14 protein-coding genes, 1 pseudogene and 1 other annotated feature are annotated in these 15,333 nt (G+C 54.0%); of the genes and pseudogenes, 7 read left to right on the top strand and 8 right to left on the bottom strand.

Going from position 1 to position 15,333, the window contains the following annotated elements:
- Positions 1-5 precede the first annotated feature (5 nt).
- Entirely contained in the window at positions 6-596 is a 591-nt protein-coding gene (gene cobO / locus UC15_RS13060) for a cob(I)yrinic acid a,c-diamide adenosyltransferase (protein WP_112288847.1), read from the top strand.
- Positions 597-612: 16 nt separating this feature from the next.
- Here cobO and cobT read toward each other — a convergent pair whose 3' ends face one another.
- The 7 genes from cobT to UC15_RS13025 all read right to left on the bottom strand — a co-directional run bounded on the left by cobT (position 613) and on the right by UC15_RS13025 (position 6,812).
- Complete coding sequence (cobT, locus tag UC15_RS13055; RefSeq protein WP_112288846.1) at positions 613-1,656, bottom strand: nicotinate-nucleotide--dimethylbenzimidazole phosphoribosyltransferase; 1,044 nt, start codon at positions 1,654-1,656, stop codon at positions 613-615.
- 26 nt (positions 1,657-1,682) lie between these two features.
- Positions 1,683-2,279 carry an alpha-ribazole phosphatase gene (gene cobC / locus UC15_RS13050; RefSeq protein WP_112288845.1) on the bottom strand — a complete coding sequence of 199 codons (597 nt, stop codon included), beginning with the start codon at positions 2,277-2,279 and terminating at the stop codon, positions 1,683-1,685.
- 16 nt (positions 2,280-2,295) lie between these two features.
- Positions 2,296-3,048, bottom strand: a complete 753-nt coding sequence (gene cobS, locus UC15_RS13045) for an adenosylcobinamide-GDP ribazoletransferase (RefSeq protein ID WP_112288844.1) — start codon at positions 3,046-3,048, stop codon at positions 2,296-2,298.
- A 25-nt stretch (positions 3,049-3,073) separates the two neighbouring features.
- Positions 3,074-3,628: a bifunctional adenosylcobinamide kinase/adenosylcobinamide-phosphate guanylyltransferase gene (gene cobU, locus UC15_RS13040; RefSeq protein ID WP_112288843.1), complete on the bottom strand. Its 555-nt coding sequence runs from the start codon at positions 3,626-3,628 to the stop codon at positions 3,074-3,076.
- Positions 3,629-3,764: 136 nt separating this feature from the next.
- A complete protein-coding gene (gene rluB, locus UC15_RS13035) occupies positions 3,765-4,685 on the bottom strand; it encodes a 23S rRNA pseudouridine(2605) synthase RluB (RefSeq protein WP_232829875.1) in 921 nt (306 codons plus the stop codon).
- A 611-nt stretch (positions 4,686-5,296) separates the two neighbouring features.
- Entirely contained in the window at positions 5,297-5,917 is a 621-nt protein-coding gene (locus tag UC15_RS13030; protein ID WP_112288841.1) for an L-threonylcarbamoyladenylate synthase, read from the bottom strand.
- A 34-nt stretch (positions 5,918-5,951) separates the two neighbouring features.
- A complete protein-coding gene (locus UC15_RS13025) occupies positions 5,952-6,812 on the bottom strand; it encodes a PHP domain-containing protein (protein ID WP_255563942.1) in 861 nt (286 codons plus the stop codon).
- A gap of 392 nt (positions 6,813-7,204) precedes the next feature.
- Positions 7,205-7,307 (top strand) — a sequence feature (Trp leader region).
- Between the two features lie 55 nt (positions 7,308-7,362).
- Here UC15_RS13025 and UC15_RS13020 point away from each other — a divergent pair.
- The 6 genes and pseudogenes from UC15_RS13020 (at position 7,363) to UC15_RS12990 (ending at position 14,471) form a co-directional block, all read left to right on the top strand.
- Complete coding sequence (locus UC15_RS13020; protein WP_112288840.1) at positions 7,363-8,925, top strand: anthranilate synthase component 1; 1,563 nt, start codon at positions 7,363-7,365, stop codon at positions 8,923-8,925.
- A gap of 1 nt (position 8,926) precedes the next feature.
- A pseudogene (trpD, locus tag UC15_RS25960) lies at positions 8,927-10,530 on the top strand (bifunctional anthranilate synthase glutamate amidotransferase component TrpG/anthranilate phosphoribosyltransferase TrpD).
- Positions 10,531-10,533: 3 nt separating this feature from the next.
- Positions 10,534-11,898 (top strand): bifunctional indole-3-glycerol-phosphate synthase TrpC/phosphoribosylanthranilate isomerase TrpF, encoded by a 1,365-nt coding sequence (gene trpCF / locus UC15_RS13005; RefSeq protein ID WP_112288838.1) that lies wholly within the window; start codon positions 10,534-10,536, stop codon positions 11,896-11,898.
- 44 nt (positions 11,899-11,942) lie between these two features.
- Positions 11,943-13,133 carry a tryptophan synthase subunit beta gene (gene trpB, locus UC15_RS13000; RefSeq protein WP_112288837.1) on the top strand — a complete coding sequence of 397 codons (1,191 nt, stop codon included), beginning with the start codon at positions 11,943-11,945 and terminating at the stop codon, positions 13,131-13,133.
- Complete coding sequence (trpA, locus tag UC15_RS12995) at positions 13,133-13,939, top strand: tryptophan synthase subunit alpha (protein WP_112288836.1); 807 nt, start codon at positions 13,133-13,135, stop codon at positions 13,937-13,939. The genes trpB and trpA overlap by 1 nt, the downstream gene beginning before the upstream one ends.
- Positions 13,940-14,156: 217 nt before the next feature.
- Complete coding sequence (locus UC15_RS12990) at positions 14,157-14,471, top strand: BON domain-containing protein (protein ID WP_095921655.1); 315 nt, start codon at positions 14,157-14,159, stop codon at positions 14,469-14,471.
- An 89-nt stretch (positions 14,472-14,560) separates the two neighbouring features.
- Here the strand turns inward: UC15_RS12990 and ompW are convergent, their stop codons facing one another.
- On the bottom strand, positions 14,561-15,193 hold the full coding sequence (gene ompW, locus UC15_RS12985; RefSeq protein WP_112288835.1) for an outer membrane protein OmpW: 633 nt from the start codon (positions 15,191-15,193) through the stop codon (positions 14,561-14,563).
- Positions 15,194-15,333 lie beyond the last annotated feature (140 nt).

Below are 15,333 nucleotides of genomic sequence, written 5' to 3'. Positions count from 1 at the left end.
CACTGATGACCGAAGATCGCCACAAGCAGCGCCAGCAAAAACTGAAAGAACAGGTTGACGCACGTATTGATGCTGCCAAAGAACAGCGCGGCATTTTGATTGTTTTTACCGGCAACGGTAAGGGCAAAACCACCGCGGCCTTTGGTACCGTCACCCGCGCGGTCGGGCATGGTATGCGTGCGGCAGTGATCCAGTTTATCAAGGGTGAATGGCCGAACGGCGAGAAGAACCTGCTCGAGCCGCACGGCGTAGAATTTCAGGTGATGGCGACCGGTTTTACCTGGGAGACGCAGAATAAAGAGACCGATACCGAAGCCTGTCAGGCTGTCTGGCAGCACGGCAAACGCATGCTGGCCGATGCCGCGTTGGATCTGGTGGTGCTCGATGAACTGACCTACATGGTCAGTTTCGGCTATCTGGATTTACAGGATGTGGTGGACGCGCTAAATGCCCGTCCGGCGCACCAGACGGTGATTATTACCGGACGTGGTTGTCATCGTGATTTGCTGGAAATGGCCGATACCGTCAGCGAACTTCGGCCGGTAAAACATGCCTTTGACGCCGGTATTATGGCGCAACAGGGCATCGACTGGTGACGCCCTGTTTCACCGGTTAAAGCTCAATCTGACATTCTGCCAGCGTCGCCATTTCGTTATGAATCGCGCAGGCGGCATCAATCAGCGGTAACGCGAGCGCCGCGCCGCTGCCTTCGCCCAGCCGCAGGTTCAGATCAAAATACGGTGTCAGGCCCAGTGCTTCAAGCGCCAGCGTCGCGCCCTGCTCTGCCGAAAGATGTGAAGGAATGAGATAGGGTTTCAGCGCAGGCGCAATCTGGCATGCCGCCAGCGCGGATGCGTAAGAAAGAAAACCATCCAGCACCAGCGGAATACCGGCAGCTGCCGCTCCCATCATGGCACCCGCCATCGCCACCAGTTCAAAGCCCCCCACTTTCGCCATCACATCCATTGCATCTGACGGATCAGGCTGATTGACCGCAATGGCTTTTTCCACCACGCTGATTTTATGCGCCAGTCTGTCCGGTGGCAGATTCGCACCCAGTCCGACTGTTTGCGCAGGCTGAGCACCGGTCAGCACCGCGACCATCGCCGCTGCGGGCGTGGTATTTGCCATACCGAGTTCGCCGACAGCCAGCAGCGATAAGCCGCTTTCAGCTTTAGCTATCACCCGTTCTGCACTCCAGATCAGCAATGACTCAGCCTGTTCGCGCGTCATCGCCGGGCCGGTGGCAATATTTCCCGTTCCCTGCGCCACTTTATGGTTGAGCGTACCAGGAATATCCGGCCCAATGATCCCGCAGTCAATCAGCGTAACCTGCGCACCGGCCGCTCTCGCCAGCACGGAAACCCCGGCTTTCCCCTGCACAATATTCACCGCCTGAATGGCAGTTACAACCTGCGGAGACGGCGTGACACCTTCCTGCCACACACCGTGATCGGCAGCCATCACCAGCACTTCTTTGCTCGGAAAATGCAACGGCTGATTGCCACGAATGGAGGCCAGCTGGATCGCCAGTTGTTCCAGGCGGCCAAGGCTGCCCAGCGGTTTAACCAGACTGTCGAGCCGTTGTGCCGCCTTCTGCGCGGCCTGTGTATCAGGTTCAGCAATCTGACGGAGGATATTTGCCAGCGAAGCCATCGGGTTGTCCTTATTATTTTAAAAAGTTAAATACCGCTGTCGTTAAAACGCTGGATCACACAAGCGCCATGACTGAGATCGATTTCACACAGGCAGCCCTGCTTAAACGGGAAGCGCCACATGTCGGAGGGTGCCAGTTTGAGCATCATCGCCAGCAACAGGCTGAGCGAACCCTGATGCGCTACGATCGCTAACCGGCTTACCTGTGGACGCAAATGCAGCTGCTGCAAAGCCTGACGGATACGCAGGGTGAAATCTGTAAAAGATTCGCCCTGCGGGACATCGGCCTTTTGCCAGTCCTGACACCAGGCCTGATAACCTTCAGCCTGCGAGGCTTCCAGCTCCTTGTGATGGCGCATTTCCCAGTCGCCAAACGCCATCTCTTGCAACAGAGGCTGAGTTTCCATCATCAGTTCGCGTCCGTGAGCAATTATCGCCGCCGTATCGCGGCTGCGGCGCATATCGGTGTGGATCAGCGCATCGAGTGGCACAGAAGCCAGCTGGCGGCCGACGTGCTGCGCCTGTCGCTCACCTTCAGCAGTCAGCGCAATGTCGCTGCTGCCGCAAAAAACGCCGCTTACATTAGCCTGAGTTTGTCCGTGCCGTATCAGATACAGTTTCATTATTTTGTCCTTTATCTCAGTGCCATAGCAGGAAAAACAGGAAGACCAGTTCACTTAATTCGCACGCTGCCCCCAGGGTGTCACCGGTCTGACCGCCAATGCGGCTGGCAACAAAACGCCGGAAGCCGAAGACAAACAGCAGCGTCACCAGCAATGCAAACAGGGATGATAACCCGCCGATGAACAACACGAGCGCCGTCATCAGCAGCAATGTGACACCGAAGCGCCCTTCACTGATTTTACCGATAAATAAATTGCCCATTCCCGATTCGCGGGCATAAGCCTGACGGTACATCATCACCGCCATCATGCCCCGCCCGACAACCGGCGTGACGATAAGAAGCGCCAGCACCGGCAATCCGTCCGCACTCATCTGATAAATCAGCGCTGTACGCAGTACAACGGCTACAATCAGCGCCAGCGCGCCATTAGTGCCGATGCGGCTGTCGCGCATGATTTCAAGGATCCGCTCGCGGCTGCGTACCGAAAACAAACCGTCGCAACTGTCAGCTAATCCGTCGAGATGCAGACCGCCGGTCAGCATAATGTGCGCGATGACAACGGCGATTGCCGCGACAAGCGCGCCGACATGTGGCATGACAGTCCACCATACCAGCGCGGTAAGTAAACCCATCACCAGTCCGACCAGCGGAAAACAGACAATCCCGCGGGAATACTCTTTCAGTTCAACGCCGTCGCACCATCGTTCCTTCACCGGAATGCGGGTAAGAAACTGCAACATCGCCAGAAACTGCCGCCAAAAAGCCATAATAAATTCCCTTTTCTGAGTGGTTTTATTCCGATATTTTTACCGGTAGCGGAATGCCTGAGACAATCAGGTAAACGTCGTCCGCTGCGGCGGCCAGTTGCTGATTTACCCGCCCGGCGATATCACGAAAACGCCGCGCCAGCAGGTTGTCCGGCACGATACCCATGCCCACTTCGTTGGTGACAATAATCACCTCGGATTCAGGATGTTGCGCAGCTTCCATCAGCTGTGCAACTTGCGCAAAAATGTGCTGTTCTATCGCGTCAAAATCCATCTCTTCCGGCGGTGTTTCACCGGCAATATCAAACAGAAGATTGGTGATAAGCGTCGTGATGCACTCGATAATAATGGTCGGAAACTGCGCCTGATGCGCACGCACAACATTACCCAGGTCACGATAGCTTTCAAAAGTATGCCAGTGAGCCGGACGTTGTTGCTGGTGATAACGGATGCGCTCCGCCATTTCGGCATCGGTCACGACCGAGGTGGCGATATACAGCACCTCGCCGCCACGTTTTTCAGCCACCTGCTCGGCAAAACGGCTTTTGCCGCTGCGGGCACCGCCGGTGATCAGCATCATAATCGGCTCCTTGCTTTCTGTTGGTTAATTCAACATTCGTCATAAATGACGTTATGCCCTGAATTTTGAGCAAAAAAAACCGCAGTCACTGACTGCGGTTTATGAGCATAGACGCAAGTGCCTCGCTTGTCAGCGATTAACCCCGTTTTGCCGGTCCGGTTGCACGACGTGCCGGTGCAACCTGAGTGTGGCGCTTAACAGCACGACGGATCTGGTTAGCTTTCACACGACGACGGTCACGTTCAACCGGCAGTTTGCTGACGGTTTCTTCGGTCATATCGACCAGTGTGCGCAGATAGTTGATGTCTGGCAGATCCAGCTCTTTATAGCCGCCACGAGGCAGGCCTTTAGGCAGGTTCAGGTCACCATAACGCACGCGGATCAGACGGCTGACCTGCACGCCAACGGCTTCCCACAGACGACGAACTTCGCGGTTACGCCCTTCTGTCAGGGTCACGTTGTACCACTGGTTCAGGCCTTCGCCGCCCTGGAATTTGATCGAGCGGAATGCAGCAGGACCGTCTTCCAGCTGCACGCCACGGCTCAGTTGTTTGATTTTTTCATCATCAACCTGACCGAACACACGTACGGCATATTCGCGCTCAACTTCACGGCTCGGGTGCATCAGGCGGTTAGCCAGTTCACCGTCGGTGGTGAATAACAGCAGGCCGGAGGTGTTAACGTCCAGACGCCCTACCGCAATCCAGCGTGAACCGCGCATTTTTGGCAGACGGTCAAAGACGGTCGAACGGCCTTCCGGATCACTGCGCGTACACAACTCGCCTTCCGGCTTGTAGTACGCCAGCACGCGGCAGACAGTGTCCTGAGATTCCATCACTGACAGAACGTGGCCATCAAGACGAATTTTGGTGCCGCCGGTGACTTCCACGCGGTCGCCCAGCGTAGAAATTTTACCGTCAACGCTGACGCGGCCCGCCTGGATCATCGCTTCAACTTCACGACGTGAACCGTGGCCAGCACGCGCCAGGACTTTTTGCAGCTTTTCGCTTTGTCCTTCGGTGCTGTCCAGCGCGTTCTTCGGCTTCTGGTATTTCACTTCTTCTTCTTCGCCGTTTTCATCAAACAGCGCTTCAGCTTTAGGTTTGGTACCACGCGGTTTTAGCGGCGCGCGAGGTTTTTCACCACGGGCATTTTCCGGACGACCCGGTTTGCCTGTACGTGGTTTTTCAATACGGGAGTTCTCGGTGCGTGAATCGCCGCGGCCTGCGTCAGAACGTGGTTTGTCTGAACGCGGCTTGTCGCTGCGTGGTTTATCTGTACGTGGTTTGTCAGTACGTGGCTTTTCGCCACGCTTTTCAGCCCGTGACGGTTCCGGACGGCTTTTAGCTGCGCCGGAATTTCTGCCACTTTTTGGCTTGTCACCAGATGGACGTGCCGGTTTGGCTTTATCGCTGGTGTGCTTCTGGGAATTATACTTCTCGCTCATTGAGCAGCCTCATTTGTCGCCTTCACAGGCGTCGGGGGGAGCCGGCAGCATGACGTGATTCGCCATCTGCCCGCCAAAATTCAGTTATTGCGAAGTGATACAACGACTTACAAAAAAGTCAGCCCGCCATTATACACATTTATCAGTAATTTGTATCCCGCTAAGGACGTTACGGGCTGATTATTTTTCAACCAAATTGCCACATATAACTCACGGGAAGATCAGCGGAAAGGTGCCGGATCGCCCGCGCCTTCACGGATCACTTCCGGTGACGCTTCAGTCAGGTCAATCACCGTGGTCGGTTGCTGACCGAGGGATCCGCCGTCGATGACCAGATCAACCAGCTTGCCTAAATTATCCTTGATGTCTTCCGGATCAGATTCCGCAAAGTCATTGCCCGGCAGCATCAGCGTGGTGGACATCAGCGGCTCACCCAGTGCATCGAGTAATGCGACAGCAATCGGGTTTGACGGCACGCGCAGACCAATGGTTTTACGCTTCTCACTCATCAGGCGACGCGGCACTTCTTTGGTCGCTTTCAGAATGAACGTGTAGTTACCCGGCGTGTTATTTTTGATCAGACGAAATGCCGAATTATCCACGTAAGCGTAAGTGGACAGCTCAGAGAGATCCCGGCACATCAGAGTAAAGTTGTGGTTTCCGTCTAACTGACGGATGCGGCAAATGCGCTCCATCGCGTTCTTTTCTTCCAGACGACAACCCAGCGCATAGCCTGAGTCCGTCGGATAAACGATCACATTGCCCTTGCGCAGCAATTCAACTGCCTGATTAATCAGACGTGGCTGCGGATTTTCGGGGTGAATATAAAAATATTGACTCATTGTTCCCTCTTAATTCTTCTTCTGCGGTCGGGCTTCAGACCGGTTCAATTTCAGGCTGTTTCCCGGCGACCGGCCAGTGTTGCCATACCGGTTCAACGCCTGCGGGAAGCCAAAGTTTGCGCCCCAGCTCAATCCACGAACAAGGCTGATGGAAGTCAGATCCCTGTGAGGCGAGCAAATTATAGTCACGGGCGTAAGCCGCCAGTTGCGCACGCTCATTGGGTGCCTGCTGACACTGCGCGACTTCCATGGCATCGCCGCCCTGTTCTGCAAAGAACGCGAGCAGGCGTTTCAGCCATTTTGTGGACAAGTCATAACGCCCCGGATGGGCGACCACGGCCTGTCCGCCAGACTGATGAATCGCATCAATCGCTTGTTCTATTGTACACCACTGTGGCGGAACGTAGCCGGTCTTGCCTTTGGCGAGGAATTTTTTGAACACCTGGGCGATATTGTCAGCCGCACCAAATTCCACCAGATAGCGGGCAAAGTGCGCCCGGGTTACAGCACCGCCATCGGCCAGACGCAACGCGCCTTCCCATGCACCTTCGATACGCGCTTTCGCCAGTCGACGGCCCATTTCCTGCGCACGTTGCTGACGCAAATCGGCCTGTACTTTCAGTAACGCGATCATCGCCGGATGCGAAGGGTCGATGCCCAGCCCGACGATGTGAATTTCATGGTTTTCCCACAATGTAGAAATTTCAACACCGTTCACCAGTTGCAACGGCAGCTGATTTTCAGCAATGGCCTGTGCCGCCCGCGCCAGCCCTTCAGTACTGTCGTGATCGGTGATCGCCAGAACGCCCACCCGCATTTCCACCGCACGCGCAACCAGGGCTTCCGGCGTTAAATAGCCGTCCGACGCCGTGGTATGGCTGTGAAGATCGTAAATCGTGAATGCAGTGCTGGTGGTCTGATCGTCTGCTGAAGATGAAGTGTTTACGGGTAAAGTCGTTGTCACGTGGGGGATTAACCTGTTTCGGAATGCAGCACCCATCATAACGCGTTAGGGCTTTTCACGTTAGGGATGATTTTCACCTGAACGTGATGCACTGCAACGGTGCGATAACACTTTTTGCACAAAACAGCCGCACTAAAGCGGGGAAGTGCATGAAAAAGAGGGTTGACTTTACATCGCTGAACTAGTTTACTAGTACGCAAGTTCACGGGACAGTTCAGAAATGAACAGCGTGACAAACCGATTCAGAAAGCTTACGTTTTAAAGACGTTAGCTTCATAAACAAACAAGAGTGTCTGATGATGAAAACTCACATGAAGGCGGTTCTCAGCTGGTGGCGTACTTCCCTTTGGCGGGCGGAATAATCACGCATAGCTGTCATCAGACGCTGCAAGATTTCCGAAGCCCGCATAATGCGGGCTTTTTTGTGGCCGTCTATTTGAAATCTGTTTTACAGAAACGTTAAAAAATTTCAGGAAGCAAAATGACTATTCAGAAACCACGATTAGAATTGCTGACCGCAGAAGGAAGTTATCGCGGCGACCCGACGGCCATTTTCCACCAGCTTTGTGGCGCACGTCCGGCCACGCTGCTGCTTGAATCCTCAGAAGTGACCAGCAAAGAAAACCTGAAGAGCCTGTTGATTGTTGACAGCGCCCTGCGCATCACCGCGCTGGGTTCCCGGGTTTCCATTCAGGCACTGACCCCCAACGGCGCTTCTTTACTGTCACTGATTGACGCCGCATTACCGGCTGAAATCCGCAATGATGTTCGTCCGAACGGTCGCGAACTGAGCTTCCCCGTGATTGACCAGATGCAGGACGAAGATGCCCGTCTGCGTTCACGTTCCGTATTTGACGCACTGCGCAGCATTCTGACCTCAGTTGAAACGCCTGCTGATGAACGCGAGGCGATGTTCCTCGGCGGTCTGTTTGCTTATGACCTGGTCGCCGGTTTCGAAGATTTACCGCAACTGCCTTCTGACCAGCGCTGCCCGGATTTCTGTTTCTATCTGGCAGAAACCCTGCTGGTGCTTGACCATCAGAACCGCTCCTGCCGTTTGCAGGCCAGCTTGTTTACCCCTTCAGCTGAGGAGAAACAGCGCCTGCACGAGCGTCTGGAACAGTTGCAACATCAGCTGCAATTACCGGCGCACGCCATTCCGCATCAGAGCGTGCCGGAAATGCAACTGAGCGTGAACCAGAGTGACGAAGAGTTCGGTGCCGTTGTTGAGAAAATGAAAGTGGCGATCCGCGCCGGTGAAATTTTCCAGGTCGTGCCTTCACGTCGTTTCTCACTGCCGTGCCCTGCTCCGCTGGCCGCTTATGAAACGCTGAAAAACAACAACCCGAGCCCGTACATGTTTTTCATGCAGGACAACGATTTCACGTTGTTCGGCGCATCGCCTGAGAGCGCGCTGAAATATGACGCGACGAATCGCCAGATCGAAATCTATCCGATTGCAGGCACCCGTCCGCGCGGTCGCCGTGCTGACGGTTCACTGGATTTAGATCTCGACAGCCGTATCGAACTGGAAATGCGTACCGATCATAAAGAACTGGCCGAGCATCTGATGCTTGTGGATTTAGCGCGTAACGATCTGGCGCGTATCTGTGAGCCTGGCAGCCGTTACGTCGCCGACCTGACCAAAGTTGACCGTTATTCTTTCGTGATGCATCTGGTGTCCCGCGTGGTCGGCACACTGCGTCATGACCTCGACGTGCTGCATGCTTATCAGGCCGTCATGAATATGGGCACGCTGACCGGCGCACCGAAAGTTCGCGCCATGCAGTTGATTTCGGCCTCCGAGCAGACACGTCGTGGCAGTTACGGCGGCGCGGTTGGCTACTTCACCGCTCACGGTGATTTAGATACCTGCATCGTGATCCGCTCAGCCTATGTCGAAGACGGCATTGCCACCGTGCAGGCAGGCGGCGGCGTAGTGCTGGATTCCGTCCCGCAAGCTGAAGCCGACGAAACCCGTAATAAAGCCCGTGCAGTCCTGCGCGCCATCGCCACCGCCCACAATGCGAAAGAGGTATTTTAAGATGGCCGATATCTTACTCATCGATAATGTCGATTCCTTTACTTACAACCTCGTCGATCAGCTGCGTTCAAGTGGTCATAACGTGGTGATTTACCGCAATCAGATCCCGGCTGACGTGATTATTGAAAAACTCAGCCAGCTGGAAAAACCCGTGCTGGTGCTTTCTCCGGGTCCGGGTACGCCTTCCGAAGCGGGCTGCATGCCGGAACTGCTGAAACGTCTGCGCGGTCAGTTACCGATTATCGGTATCTGCCTGGGTCATCAGGCGATTGTCGAGACCTACGGCGGATTTGTAGGTCAGGCGGGTGAAATCCTGCACGGTAAAGCGTCTTCTGTTACGCATGACAACGAAGCGATGTTTGCCGGTATGAACAACCCGCTGCCGGTAGCACGTTACCACTCGCTGGTCGGCAGCCAGATCCCCGACGGTCTGACCGTTAACGCCCGTTTCGGCGACATGGTGATGGCAGTGCGCCACGAAGAAGATCGCGTTTGCGGTTTCCAGTTCCATCCGGAATCCATCTTAACTTCACAGGGCGCCCGTCTGCTTGAGCAGACACTGGCCTGGGCTTTGGCGTAAGGAGAACTGTCATGAAAACGCAAACTATTCCCGGCATTCTCGAAAATCTGTTTCGCGCTCAGACAATGACGCAGGAAGAAAGCCAGCAGTTATTTACCGCCATCGTGAATGGCGAACTGGAACCGGCGCAGCTGGCCGGTGCATTAATCAGCATGAAAGTGCGTGGCGAACAACCGGCTGAAATCGCCGGTGCGGCCAAAGCGTTGCTGGCACACGCGGAACCGTTCCCGCGTCCTGATTATCAGTTCGCTGACATTGTCGGCACCGGCGGCGACGGCACCAACAGCATCAACATTTCTACCGCCAGCGCCTTTGTGGCGGCGGCGTGTGGCGCTCGTGTGGCGAAACACGGTAACCGCAGCGTGTCCAGCCGTTCGGGCTCGTCGGATTTACTGGCGGCGTTTGGTATCCGTCTGGATATGCCAGCGGAAGAATCCCGCGCCGCGCTGGATGACCTGAACGTGTGTTTCCTGTTCGCACCGCAATATCACACTGGTTTTCGCCATGCGATGCCGGTACGCAAAGCACTGAAAACCCGCACGCTGTTTAACGTGCTGGGTCCGCTGATTAATCCGGCACGTCCGCCGCTGGCGCTGATTGGCGTGTACAGCCCGGAGCTGGTGCAGCCGATTGCCGAAACATTGCGTGCGCTGGGTTATGAGCGTGCGGCAGTGGTTCACGGCGGCGGAATGGATGAGGTTGCTATCCACGCAGCCACACAGGTTGCCGAGCTAAAAGACGGTAAAATCACCACTTATGAACTGACGCCGCAGGACTTCGGTCTGGATAATTATCCGATTGAATCCTTGCTGGGCGGCGAGCCGGAAGAAAACCGTGACATTCTGGCACGCTTATTACAAGGTAAAGGAGATCCGGCCCATGAAGCCGCAGTAGCCGTCAATGTGGCGATGTTACTGCGTCTGTTCGGTCAGGAAGACTTAAAGCAAAACGCACAACAGGCTTTGGCCGTCATGCGCAGCGGTGAACCTTACCAGCGCGTGCTGGCATTGGCAGCAAGAGGATAAGTGATGCAGCAGGAAACCGTGCTCCACAAAATTGTACGCGACAAGGAAATTTGGGTCGCGGCACGCAAAGAACAACAACCGCTGGCCAGCTTTCAGAACGAAATAACTCAGAGCCAGCGCAGTTTCTACCATGCCCTGCAAGGTGCAAGAACGGCCTTTATTCTGGAGTGTAAACAAGCCTCTCCGTCGAAAGGAAAGATCCGCGAAAACTTCGATCCGGTAGAAATCGCCAGTGTTTATAAAGACCATGCTTCCGCCATTTCAGTATTAACCGATGAGAAATACTTCCAGGGCAGTTTTGATTTCCTGCCGCTGGTCAGCAAAACCGTCACACAGCCGGTGCTGTGCAAAGATTTTATTATCGACCCGTATCAGATCCATCTGGCCCGCTTTTATCAGGCAGATGCGATTTTGCTGATGCTGTCAGTGCTGGATGATGACCAGTACGTTCAGCTCGCCGCCGTCGCTCACAGCCTGAATATGGGCGTACTGACCGAAGCGAGTAATGAAGAAGAACTGGATCGCGCCGTTAAGCTGAAAGCGAAAGTGGTCGGTATCAATAACCGCGACCTGCGCGATTTGTCCATCGACCTGAACCGCACCCGTGAACTGGCACCGTGCGTTCCGCACGGCGTGACGGTCATCAGTGAATCCGGCATTAATACTTACGGGCAAATTCGTGAGCTCAGCCGCTTCGCCAATGGTTTCCTGATTGGCAGCGCGCTGATGTCAGAACAAGATTTGTCCGCTGCCGTGCGTCGTGTACTGCTCGGTGATAATAAAGTCTGCGGCCTGACCCGCGCTGCGGACGCCAAAGCGGCGTACGACGCCGGTGCCATTTATGGCGGACTGATTTTTGTCGAAACCTCACCGCGTTTCGTCACACAAACGCTGGCGAAAGAAGTGCAGAACGGCGCGCCGCTGAAATATGTCGGCGTATTCCGCGATGAAATCGTCAGTACAGTGGTACAAACCGCAGAGACTCTGAAACTGACCGCCGTGCAACTTCACGGCGATGAGAGCCAGGCCTATATCGATGAACTGCGCGCAACGCTGCCGGAAACAGTGCAGATCTGGAAAGCGCTGAGCGTCAAAGAAACATTGCCCGCGCGCAACCTGAACCACGTGGATCGTTACGTGCTCGACAACGGCAAAGGCGGCACCGGTTATCGTTTCGACTGGAGTAAACTGGCCGGTCACGATCTGAGCAATACGTTACTCGCCGGTGGCCTGAGCGCAGATAACTGCGTCGAAGCTGCACAACTCGGTTGTGCAGGGCTGGATTTCAACTCCGGTGTTGAAAGCGAGCCAGGCATCAAAGATGCCGAAAAAATTACCGCCGTATTCCAGACATTGCGGGCGTACTAAGCCGCACGCAATGACGCAAAAATTGACAGACAGGACGGAATAACATGACTTTACTTAATCCCTACTTCGGCGAATTTGGCGGCCAGTATGTTCCGCAAATTCTGATGCCTGCGCTGGTACAGCTGGAAGAAGCCTTTGTCAGCGCACAGCGCGACCCTGAGTTTCAGGCTGAATTTATTGATTTGCTGAAAAACTATGCAGGTCGCCCGACGGCGCTGACACTGTGCAAAAACCTCACCGCCGGTACTAAAACCAAGCTGTATCTTAAGCGTGAAGATTTGCTGCACGGCGGCGCGCATAAGACTAACCAGGTGTTGGGTCAGGCATTGCTGGCAAAACGCATGGGCAAAACAGAAATCATTGCTGAAACCGGTGCCGGCCAGCACGGTGTGGCATCGGCTCTGGCCTGCGCACTGCTCGGTCTGAAATGCCGCATTTATATGGGTGCCAAAGACATTGAGCGTCAGTCGCCAAACGTGTTCCGTATGCGCCTGATGGGTGCGGAAGTGATCCCGGTACACAGCGGTTCATCCACGCTGAAAGATGCCTGTAATGAGGCACTGCGTGACTGGTCAGGCAGCTATGAAACAGCACACTACATGCTGGGCACCGCAGCAGGTCCGCATCCGTATCCGACTATCGTGCGCGAATTCCAGCGCATGATCGGCGAAGAAACCAAATCCCAGATGCAGGAACGCGAAGGCTGTCTGCCGGATGCGGTGATTGCCTGCGTCGGTGGCGGTTCCAATGCCATTGGCATGTTTGCCGATTTCATCGACGACACCAGCGTGAAACTGATTGGGGTTGAACCGGGTGGTCTGGGTATCGAAACCGGACAACACGGCGCGCCGCTTAAACACGGTCACGTCGGCATTTATTTCGGCATGAAAGCGCCAATGATGCAGACGTCTGAAGGTCAGATTGAAGAGTCCTACTCGATTTCAGCCGGTCTGGATTTCCCGTCTGTCGGCCCGCAACACGCCTTCCTCAACAGCATTGGCCGTGCAGAATATGTTTCGATTACCGATGATGAAGCGCTGGATGCCTTTAAAGAATTGTCCCGTCATGAAGGGATTATTCCTGCGCTGGAATCCTCACACGCGCTGGCTTATGCGTTGAAACTGATCAAGGAAACGCCAGAGAAAGAACAAATCCTGGTCGTGAATTTGTCAGGTCGCGGCGACAAAGACATTTTCACCGTACACGACATCCTGACTGCCCGGGGAGAAATTTAATGGAACGTTATCAGCAATTATTCAAGCGTCTGGAAAGCAAAAAAGAAGGTGCATTTGTTCCTTTCGTTACGCTGGGCGATCCGGGCGTTGAGCTTTCCCTGTCCATCATCGACACGCTGATTGAAGCGGGTGCGGATGCGCTGGAACTGGGTATCCCGTTCTCTGACCCGCTGGCTGACGGCCCGACGATTCAGAATGCTAACCTGCGCGCTTTCGCAGCGGGTGTGACACCGACGCAGTGTTTCAATATGCTCGCACGCATACGTGAAAAGCACCCGGACATTCCGATTGGCCTGCTGATGTACGCCAATCTGGTGTTCCACAACGGTATCGAAACCTTCTATCAGCGTTGCGCTGAAGTGGGCGTCGATTCTGTGCTGGTGGCCGATGTGCCGTTTGAAGAATCCACGCCGTTCCGCGCCGCTGCATTGCGACACGGTATTGCGCCAATTTTCATCTGCCCACCAAATGCGTCGGATGACTTGCTGCGTGAGATTTCTTCTCATGGTCGCGGCTACACTTATTTGCTGTCCCGCGCTGGCGTTACCGGTACGGAGAAGCGCGCGCTGACGCCGCTGAATCACATGGTTGACAAGTTGCGGGAATACAATGCCGCGCCACCATTGCAGGGCTTTGGTATTTCTGAACCTTCACAGGTGAAAGAAACGCTGGCCGCAGGCGCAGCCGGTGCGATTTCCGGTTCAGCAACAGTGCGTATCATCGAAAACAACCAGCATCAGCCTTCTGAAATGCTGGCTCAGCTTTCCCGTTTTGTCAGTGAAATGAAGGCCGCAACCCGCGCATAACCTTCTCTAAAACAGAACCTCAGTCATACAGTGACTAAGGTTCTGTTTCTTTTAATTTCTTACTTTTTTTTACCCCGCTTAATTTGTATTACCCATTTCAATAATCCAAACTAAAATTACTCTGCAGATCAATGATACTGTACGTGAGAGAGATATCATCTGCTCAGTTAAACGTTTGTTTCTTTTGGTTTTATAACAAATCATGGAGAGTTATTTTATGAAGCTATTCAAAACATTGTCCGCATTCTGCATGGCAGCCGTTGTGGTCATGGCCGTTGCCGCTTGTGCACCGACTAAAAAATCAGAAGGAACCGGTGGTTACATCGATGACACTGTTGTCACTACAAAAGTAAAATCAGCCCTGCTGGCCGATAAAACGATTAAATCCACTGAGATTAGCGTCGAGACCTTTAAAGGCCGCGTGCAGTTGAGTGGTTTTGTGACGTCAACGGCGGATGCAAACCGTGCGGTAGAAGTGACGCGTGGCGTTGCAGGTGTACGTTCGATTGAAAATGATATGCGGGTAAAATAAGCCCGCGAATGCGGTATACGCAAATGCAGTAAACTGAAAAGCGAAGAGGCGCCGAAGCGCCTCTTTTTTTTGTGTTTTTTTCTTTGAAATCAGAAACGATAGCCGACGCCAAACATAAAGACCCACGGATCGATCCGGGTGTTGATGTTTTGCTGCTCACCACCGGCTTTGAATTTAACTTCCGTATCAATATCCATCCACCACACAGACATGTTGATTAACCAGTTGTCGTCCAGGTTGTAATCCAGACCCGCCTGCGTTGCCACGCCCCATGAATCTTTGACGCTTAAATCAGACAGCCCGGCATCACGCCCGGTCTGGTTGAAATCCGTGTCATAGAACGTGGTGTAGTTGATACCCACACCGAGGTAAGGACGCAATTTGTCCTGTCTGTCACCGAAGTAATACTGCGCCATCAATGAAGGCGGCAACTGCTTCACTTCTGCGATTGTCCCGGTACTTTGCAAACCGACTTTGTGCTGGAACGGCGTCGCGGCCAGCAACTCCATGCCGATATTGTCGGTGAACATGTAGCCAAGTGTTAAGCCCATCTGGGTATTGTTGTTGATATTAAATGACCCCAGACCCAGCACGTTATCCGAACCTTCTGTCGGACGTACCGTGGCGGTGCCTACGCGAAAAATCACATCCCCTGCCTGATGTGCGCTCGCGACTGCCGGAAATGCCGCTGCTGCGACTAATGCCCAATATGCTGCTTTCATTGTCCCTTCCCTTTGTGTGGATTATTTATCAACCGCGCGAATGATACCTACTCTTTGGTATGGTTTGATCAATGCGAGATCACATCTTTAAAACAAAAAGTAAGAAAATGCATCTTCCGCAAAGCAATCTAAATCTATAA

This window comes from Rahnella sp. AN3-3W3 (assembly GCF_003263545.1).
In the GTDB taxonomy this organism is placed as follows: Bacteria; Pseudomonadota; Gammaproteobacteria; order Enterobacterales; family Enterobacteriaceae; genus Rahnella; species Rahnella variigena.
The sequence above is the reverse complement of the archived record's forward strand: the minus strand, read 5'-3'. Positions and strand labels throughout refer to the sequence as shown.

What these genes read in the sequence shown, in the direction of transcription:
- cobO (WP_112288847.1), top strand. Translation starts at nt 6, where the DNA reads ATGACCGAAGATCGCCACAAGCAGCGCCAGCAAAAACTGAAAGAACAG.
- cobT (WP_112288846.1), bottom strand. Translation starts at nt 1,656, where the DNA reads ATGGCTTCGCTGGCAAATATCCTCCGTCAGATTGCTGAACCTGATACA.
- cobC (WP_112288845.1), bottom strand. Translation starts at nt 2,279, where the DNA reads ATGAAACTGTATCTGATACGGCACGGACAAACTCAGGCTAATGTAAGC.
- cobS (WP_112288844.1), bottom strand. Translation starts at nt 3,048, where the DNA reads ATGGCTTTTTGGCGGCAGTTTCTGGCGATGTTGCAGTTTCTTACCCGC.
- cobU (WP_112288843.1), bottom strand. Translation starts at nt 3,628, where the DNA reads ATGATGCTGATCACCGGCGGTGCCCGCAGCGGCAAAAGCCGTTTTGCC.
- UC15_RS13030 (WP_112288841.1), bottom strand. Translation starts at nt 5,917, where the DNA reads ATGAGTCAATATTTTTATATTCACCCCGAAAATCCGCAGCCACGTCTG.
- UC15_RS13020 (WP_112288840.1), top strand. Translation starts at nt 7,363, where the DNA reads ATGACTATTCAGAAACCACGATTAGAATTGCTGACCGCAGAAGGAAGT.
- trpCF (WP_112288838.1), top strand. Translation starts at nt 10,534, where the DNA reads ATGCAGCAGGAAACCGTGCTCCACAAAATTGTACGCGACAAGGAAATT.
- trpB (WP_112288837.1), top strand. Translation starts at nt 11,943, where the DNA reads ATGACTTTACTTAATCCCTACTTCGGCGAATTTGGCGGCCAGTATGTT.
- trpA (WP_112288836.1), top strand. Translation starts at nt 13,133, where the DNA reads ATGGAACGTTATCAGCAATTATTCAAGCGTCTGGAAAGCAAAAAAGAA.
- UC15_RS12990 (WP_095921655.1), top strand. Translation starts at nt 14,157, where the DNA reads ATGAAGCTATTCAAAACATTGTCCGCATTCTGCATGGCAGCCGTTGTG.
- ompW (WP_112288835.1), bottom strand. Translation starts at nt 15,193, where the DNA reads ATGAAAGCAGCATATTGGGCATTAGTCGCAGCAGCGGCATTTCCGGCA.